We start from the raw sequence: 7,089 nt of genomic DNA, 5'->3' as shown, positions 1-7,089 counted from the left end.
CTACAACAATCGCAATCAGGTCGAGCGCCTCTGGGCGAGGCTCAAGGAATGGCGTGCCATCGCAACCCGCTACGAGAAAACCGCCACAAGCTTCATGGGTGTCCTGTCCCTCGCCGCAGCCCTCGACTGGCTCAAGCGATGACACGCCCTAGACGGCACTTGGCCGCAACCCACGCTTCGGGTGCCATGCCCTGCTGCTTCGGCAGCCTGCGGATTAGCTTCCGGGCGGCTCGTCCATCTGGTTTTGCCGGGACCAGCCCGTCCGGCATCTCGCCTCGGCATAGACAACTCGCACACGTACATCTGCCGGCCAGCAACTTGGACGAACACCTCATTCACATCGATGCGGGCGCTTGCTTCAATGACCTCTTCAGGCTCGCCGCCAACGACTGCAGCGGTCATCCCGTCCATTCTATGCTCAACCAACGTCGGAGCGTCTAATTTCAGCTCCTCAATTAGCCTAGCAACATTGCTTGTCAGATTACTATACGGGAAGCACTCGCTGGAAGTGCTGCAATGAGTCTCAAGTCGCTGCGAACGGGCTAATTTTTGCTGCAGTCGCTATCAAAAAACGGGTTTGTCACGGGCCCGGTACCTTGCGCACTGAGCGTGCCTCGTCAGGGCGCCTGAAGAGCTCTGAGTCGGTTCCGGCAGCAAGGACGCGTATCCATTCGTCGGTGGCATAATCCCGGAGAAGCGGAAGTGACGCCTTCAGCTCGGACAGGCGGCGCGTCAGCGAGTGACCGTTGTGGATTGATGCCCGCGGGCATGCGGAATCGGACTATTTCGGGAACCGCGCCTGCAAAGAACTGTCGATTAGGCGGAATTGGGTGCGACGGTTGTTCAGGGTCTCACGACGCCCGTTCGGGACCAGGTCAGGCGTTCCTGACAGGAACGTATCATTCTCGCCGTGATTGCTGCGGCCGGGCTTCTCGCGCTCCGCTGGATCGCCGCGATCCTGTGCGCAGCTTGGCAGATTGTGACTGCACACTCCGGAATGGGCGCAACGCGATGAGCGCCGAACCCGTTCTTACGCGGCGTCCAAATCATTCCAGCTCAAGGCGAAGCTGAATTCCCGCCGGAAGTGGTACACGCCCGATTTCCGCGTAGCGGCTTCGGCGTCATCTAAATCGAAACCGAGCAGTTTTTCGACCGGGATATTGAGAATTCGGGACAGCTCCCAACTCACACCATCCAGAAAACCGGGGATCGGTTGATCCTGCCGAACGGCACAGAACTCGTTGGTCCGGTCAACTCTGGAGAAGACATAAAATATTTTGCGCGCGCACATAGTACGCCCCCTATCGACGCGATGAAATCTGTATCTTCTGCATCGCTGTCAATAGACCAGATTCGCCGACAACGGTCAAGCTTTTGCCACCTTGCCGCCCGGTCCCTGCCTTAATGCTCGCATTCAAATCGGGCAGTAATTCGAAGCGGTATCGATATAGCGATGCGGTGCTTGTCGTTGGGCTTCATGGCAGCTCCCTGATCGCGCGGTGAGGAAACCGCGAAACGCTTATCGGCTTCTCAGTCCGGGTCGAAGGTCGGCGACGCCAGCATATTACGCTGCGCGATCGTGCGCTCCCACAACACGAGGTTTACGCACTTTCGCCCGTAGTGCCAGCTCAGCCTGAACGGGCAACCTCGAGGCCTCTTGGAAACGCCTTTGCCTTACTTTGAGGGCCACCTGAGTCAATATCAGCTTTTCCGCTTGATTTACTCTTCCCCGGGCTCGCCGAGATCTCTCGAAGGACACTCTGAACGCATCGTATCCACAGAGCTCGATGAATCTTGCTATATCAAACCCAATTGCCTCGCTGATCAAATCACGGTTGCTGCACGGCCCGTTCTTGAAGCAAAGCATCGAGCCCTCCCAAGCGCGCCATCTCCGTCTTTCTATGATAACGTGTGTGATGAAAAAACGTCACAGATCGATGTACTGCTAAGATGTTCGTCGCGCAGCCGGGAGGATTTTCGCATGCCGGGCCACTCGATCCACGTCAAGCTAGACGGCAGAACCTACTCAGGCACGTTCAAGGTTGACCGAAAACTCATGAAGGTCACGACGATTTATGGAAAAAGACCGCTCCTGTAGACAAGGCGCAACACACGGTACTTGCACCGAGATTTTGGGAAGAGCTTATACTGCTGGAAAAGGCACGGAAGAGCTCCACCTTGTAATCGGTGTCGCGGGTCGCTTTATTAGGCAATATGCGAGTCGGTGCAGGCCGCGGCGCCGCTATTGTTCGTCCGAAACCCTGTGTCTGCAAACGGGTTCGGTAAGGCCTCGGATAGGAAGTGCGCGGCGAACGTGACGAGATAATGCAATCAGATCCGCCAATTGATTAGCTTTTATTGGTAGAAAGTCGTTAATCAGGTTCACTGATTAGCCTTCAGAGGCCGCCAGTTAGACTCGATCAGCTGTAAATCTGATGCCGGTGTAGGCGATCTCCGAATCTGCACTTGAGCCATCGCGCCCCCTGGGTTTCGGTGGTCGTTGGCCAAGCGATCGAGCATAGCTAGAACGACGAACGTGGCCAAGAGCAGGTAGGTAATCCAGAGCACGGCTCTGACGTGCTCGGCATGTTGCTCTAGATGCACGATCAGGATGGCGCCGGCCGTGAACATAGCCGCCATCGCTATAGGCATGATCAGAGGGGCAGACATCGTTCTATCCCGAACCGCCAGCATAGCGAGCGCCTGAGCGATTGTGCGGTGCCGCCAGGCCGGTCGCTTGATGCGACGGGTCGCCTCAAACCATCCGTTTGTCGATCCCACGGCCGGACCGGGCGTGCTGACGCCTTTGCCACCTATCGGCGAAAGCCTCGGCCGCCGTGGAAGCCTCGGCCGCCATGGAAGCCGCCGCTTCTGTAGACGCCGACGCGTCGCCCGCCGTAGACTCCGCCGCGGCGATATCCATAGGCTCCTGCGCGGTACCCATAAACGCCCCGGTAGCCGTAGACACCACGCCCACCATAGTAGCCCCCATAACCGTTCCGACGGCAGCCGCCATACGGTCCGCGGTGAAAGCCGATGCCGCAGCCCCCGGCCGCCTCGGCCACGCTGACGCCGAACCGCCCCTTCTCCAGTGCGCCCAGGCTAAGCCAACTCCCAAGGAACAGAGCGACAAACACCAACAGCCTTATGCGTCGCATCTCGTGCACTCCACTGTGATCCAAAGCACGCCAAAAAGTGTTAACGCCGCAACGAACGACATCGTGGTCCAGTGTGGATACTATATGCACACGCTGCTTGATTAATCGGGACAGCGGTAAACGCTTGTTGCCGAAATATCCGCTTGAGCTCGGCAGTTCACGACGAGCTTGAACCGGACGACAATCGCTGAACTGGCGCGGTCCAGGACATCAGTAAGGGTAGGCGGCGATAGCTTGGTGCTGGTGCTTGCCTCAACAAGGCCAGAAGGAGCCAGCGCAGCGCTCCAGCCGTTGTCGGAGCCAACGCCTGGGCGTCGGATACAGCTTCTTTCTCAACCCACTCGCGCAATACCACTATGAGCTCTTGTAGTGAGTTCCTTGCCGGCTTTGGGCTTTTGGGCCGACCGCGCGCAAGCACAGACGCCGGCGTTCCGAGAATGGGCCACACAAATGCACTTAGTGAGCTCTGCCGCTTCGGCCCTGCCCCATAGCTTATGTCAATGGCCGTGTCTCGCCGGATCAAGCAGCGCACGCAGGAAGTGCGAAGATGGGATGGCGGGGCCTTCAGGCCAGCGACGAGGTGAGGGAGATGATGATGCCGTATCTGAGACTTACAGGACTCTCTGTCGCTGCGGCGCTTGTGCTCGGTCTGGGAAGCGGGCCGCAGGCTGCCCCGCTCAGCAACTCACATTCCGCGATTGAGGCGGCCGGAGCTGCCTCTGACTTGGTGATCAAGACCGGGACCGTGGGAATGGATCGTCGGGGAGATCGCCGGACGGATCGGCACGACCGCAGGAACGACCGGCGCCGCTGATACGAGCAGCTGAACTGACCGACCTTGTCGCCGTCTGGGATCGGCGAACGTGCTCTCAGGAGCAGTTCGCGCTCGGACGCCGTCGCGTCTCGTGGTGAGGCGCGACAGGACCGACGGAGTAACGCGCTGACGCCGCCAAGTGTCATCGCTGCAGCCGTCGCAATGATGAGTTCCGGCCTCACGACGGCTGAAGGTTTGCAGAAGTCGGGAGCTTGCTGAGATCGTTGATCCTGCGTGTCTCCGCACCACGGATCTGCCCAGAATGTTCGTAGCCCACCGATTAAGCCGGTCCAGTTCGTTCTCTGGGCAGAGGAGCCAAGCATGGACATCCGCAAGTGCAGCGCCGAGGCGATCGGCACTTTCTGGCTCACTTTTGCCGGCTGCGGCAGTGCCGTCATCGCCGCCGGGTTCCCGCAGGTCGGAATCGGCCTGCTTGGGGTCTCCGCCGCCTTCGGCCTGACCGTGGTCACCATGGCCTACGCCATCGGCCACATCTCGGGGTGTCACCTCAACCCAGCAGTCACCATCGGGCTTGCGGCGGGCGGGCGCTTCCCGACCCGCGACATCGCTCCGTACGTGGTTTCACAGGTCATCGGCGGCGCGGCTGCCGCGGCGCTGCTCTACGCCATCGCGAGCGGCTCGCCGGAGTTCGACCTTGCGAAGGGCTTTGCCGCCAATGGCTACGGCGAGCACTCGCCGGGCCACTACGGACTGCTTTCGTGCCTCTTGGTCGAGGTGGTGCTCACGATGATGTTCCTCTTCGTCATCATGGGGGCGACGCACGGCAAGGCGCCGGTCGGCTTCGCGCCTCTGGCCATCGGGCTTTGCCTGACGCTCGTTCACCTCGTCGGCATTCCGGTGACGAACCTGTCGGTCAACCCGGCGCGCAGCACGGGGCCGGCCCTGTTCGCCGGCAGTTGGGCGATAGCACAGCTCTGGCTGTTCTGGGTTGCCCCGATGGTCGGTGGCGCGCTGGGCGGAATGCTCTACCGCTGGCTAAGCGAGCAACCCGCGGCTCAGATTACCGGCATAGCACCGGCCGCCCCGGCAGAGTGAGCCTTCCTATTGACGGCTCCGAAACTGCAGTTCGTCCGGCCCTCACGCTCTCCACAGCTTGGCTGCATAGCGGGCTGAGGGCCTCAACGCCGCGCGCTCAAGAGAGGACATGATGAGAGGCGGACCTCTTCCGGGAATGCCCGGAGATCAAACCCTCAATGGGCCACGCTGACCTTTCTCATCGACTTCTGATCGCGCTTATAATTCGAAATAGCGGCCGAACAGCCGAGCGATAGTTGATTGACGTTGACCCGGAAGCACACTTCGATCTCGGGTCCGCCTGGGGAAATAAGACTACATTGAGCCACGTAGTCGCCGGTGCAGCTCTGTTAGAGAGCCTCACGAACAGGTGACTGTTGGCCGAGTGCTGCGGCTGGAAACATGCCAACAGCCAGCATAAAATGGGTACCTAGCATTCTCATATCTATCTCCCTAATTGTAAAACCAAACCGTAAGAAGATGATAAAGCACAGGGCGCAGAAAATCACCTCGGCAGCAAGTGAGGCGAAACCGTTCCAGACACACTTTCGATTGACTCCGCTTTTGCTCTAAATAATATAAGGTGTAAATTTTGGGATGATTCAGGATCTTTTATACAAACGCATATAAAATGACAGCTATAATGCCCCGTTATTTTGAATTAGAATCAAAACTCCGGTTCGAGCGATTGTGCCAGTGCATTGGCTGACGGGGCCTTCGCCCGAGCCGGGCCTATTTTGCGTCTATATTCTTGTTTGGCCCCATGCTCGTGAAGCTGCGGTTGTCCGATCGCCGAAGGGCAGTCGTTACAGTCTTGCACACGATGGCAACGATCCTCACGGACCAGCCCTCCACGGGATGAAACGCCTTCCTCCTCAGGTGCATGCAACTGGGGGCGGCACTGAACTCGGGAACAGTTTTACCGATCTTGAAGCGGTGATTATAGCGCGTGCGAAGGTCGTTTCGGGCGTGCCCAGATGAACCGCCCCGAGATTTTCGGAGGCTCCAACTCTTGAGAGACTGGAGCCATGACGAAGCATACTCCACCCTTTTCCCCTGAGGTTCGCGAGCGGGCGGTCCGGCTGGTTCGGGAGCACGAGAGCGAGCACGGCTCGCAATGGGCTGCGATCCAGTCGATCGCGGCCAAGATCGGTTGCTCGGGCGAAACGCTGCGCAATTGGGTGCGCCAGGCCGAACGCGATCGAGGGGGGGGGCGAGCTGGACCAACGAGCGACGAGCGCGAGCGGATCAAGGCGCTGGAGCGGGAGGTGCGCGAGCTCCGGCAAGCCAACGAGATCCTGAGGAAGGCGTCGGCGTATTTTGCCCAGGCGGAGCTCGACCGCCGGTTCCGGTCATGATTGCCTTCATCGCCGATCACCGGGAGACCTACGGGGTCGAGCCGATCTGCAGGGTGCTGCCGATCGCCCCGTCGACCTACCACGCCCATGCCGCACGGCGGGCTGATCCCGGCAGGCTGCCGGCTCGGGCCAAGCGCGATGCGATGCTGATGGTCGAGATCCGGCGCGTGCACGCGGCCAACTTCGGCGTCTACGGGGTCCGGAAGGTATGGCGCCAACTCGCCCGCGAGGGGATCGCGGTGGCGCGCTGCACGGTCGCCCGGCTGATGCGAGCGATGGGCCTGGCCGGTGTCGTCCGAGGGCGCAGGGTCCGCACCACCGCTCCCGATCCAGCCGCGACCTGCCCGCTTGACCGGGTCAATCGGCAGTTCAAGGCCGAGTGCCCGAACCGGCTATGGGTCGCCGACTTCACCTACGTGGCGACCTGGGTCGGGTTCGTCTACGTGGCCTTCGTCATCGACGCCTTCGCCCGCCGGATCGTCGGCTGGCGGGTGTCGTCCTCGGCTCGGGCGGACTTCGTGCTCGATGCCTTGGAGCAGGCCCTTCACGAGCGCTGCCCCTTCGCTGGCAGTGGCCTCGTCTGCCACTCCAACCGCGGCTCGCAATACGTCAGCATCCGCTACACCGAACGCCTCACTGAGGCCGGCATCGAACCGTCCGTCGGCAGCGTCGGCGACTCGTACGATAACGCCCTCGCCGAGACGATCATCGGCCTGTTCAAGGC

The 7,089-nt window shown here is 60.3% G+C and carries 5 protein-coding genes, 1 pseudogene and 1 other annotated feature; of the genes and pseudogenes, 3 read left to right on the top strand and 3 right to left on the bottom strand.

The features are described 5' to 3' along the window. Nucleotides 1-142 (top strand): transposase (locus AC1DXK_RS29430; protein ID WP_477299608.1); only part of this gene is annotated, 142 nt, incomplete at its 5' end. 888 nt (nucleotides 143-1,030) lie between these two features. Here AC1DXK_RS29430 and AC1DXK_RS29425 read toward each other — a convergent pair. From AC1DXK_RS29425 to AC1DXK_RS29415, 3 genes are all read right to left on the bottom strand, one after another. Then, nucleotides 1,031-1,291: a hypothetical protein gene (locus AC1DXK_RS29425; RefSeq protein ID WP_456685261.1), complete on the bottom strand. Its 261-nt coding sequence runs from the start codon at nucleotides 1,289-1,291 to the stop codon at nucleotides 1,031-1,033. A gap of 1,091 nt (nucleotides 1,292-2,382) precedes the next feature. After that, nucleotides 2,383-2,670 (bottom strand): hypothetical protein, encoded by a 288-nt coding sequence (locus tag AC1DXK_RS29420; RefSeq protein WP_456685260.1) that lies wholly within the window; start codon nucleotides 2,668-2,670, stop codon nucleotides 2,383-2,385. A gap of 143 nt (nucleotides 2,671-2,813) precedes the next feature. Beyond that, on the bottom strand, nucleotides 2,814-3,158 hold the full coding sequence (locus tag AC1DXK_RS29415) for a GCG_CRPN prefix-to-repeats domain-containing protein (RefSeq protein ID WP_456685259.1): 345 nt from the start codon (nucleotides 3,156-3,158) through the stop codon (nucleotides 2,814-2,816). A 1,135-nt stretch (nucleotides 3,159-4,293) separates the two neighbouring features. On the opposite strand from AC1DXK_RS29415, the gene aqpZ reads away from it, so the two are divergent. Together aqpZ and AC1DXK_RS29405 are read left to right on the top strand one after the other, a co-directional pair. Beyond that, nucleotides 4,294-5,028 (top strand): aquaporin Z, encoded by a 735-nt coding sequence (gene aqpZ, locus AC1DXK_RS29410; RefSeq protein ID WP_477299607.1) that lies wholly within the window; start codon nucleotides 4,294-4,296, stop codon nucleotides 5,026-5,028. Nucleotides 5,029-6,035: 1,007 nt separating this feature from the next. Then, a pseudogene (locus tag AC1DXK_RS29405) lies at nucleotides 6,036-7,089 on the top strand (IS3 family transposase); the annotation flags it as partial. Next, nucleotides 6,320-6,436: a sequence feature (AL1L pseudoknot), on the top strand. It overlaps the preceding pseudogene by 117 nt.

The sequence above is a fragment of the Methylobacterium sp. P3_A11 genome (assembly GCF_056403155.1).
Note: the sequence above shows the minus strand (reverse complement) of the source record. Positions and strands in the feature narration are given on the sequence as shown.